The 244-nt window shown below is 45.1% G+C and carries 1 protein-coding gene; it reads right to left on the bottom strand.

Translation table 11 applies throughout. The annotated features are described in order from the left end of the window. A partial coding sequence (locus SB725_RS33370; RefSeq protein ID WP_410923718.1) for a monooxygenase family protein occupies window positions 1-102 on the bottom strand: 102 nt, incomplete at its 3' end. Window positions 103-244: the final 142 nt, after the last annotated feature.

Below are 244 nucleotides of genomic sequence, written 5' to 3'. Positions count from 1 at the left end.
CAGCATCCCTCCCATCGCCTTTGCTACCGGAACCCACTTGTGTACGGCAAGCAAGCGATTGATGCGCATCCCGATAATAAAAACGACGAATGATTCGTCCATTTCGGCAGTAAATCTTCCCCGCACGATTTTTGACATAGTGATCACCTACTTTAACAAGGATTTAAGATGCATTTCGTAAAATGACATAAAATCGCTGGCGCGAAACAAATGAGCAGACAAATAGGCACCGTAGAACATGGAG

It is taken from the genome of Pseudomonas sp. SIMBA_041 (assembly GCF_046535095.1).
Taxonomy (GTDB): domain Bacteria; phylum Pseudomonadota; class Gammaproteobacteria; order Pseudomonadales; family Pseudomonadaceae; genus Aquipseudomonas; species Aquipseudomonas mucoides.
This window is presented reverse-complemented; position numbering and strand designations above follow the sequence as displayed.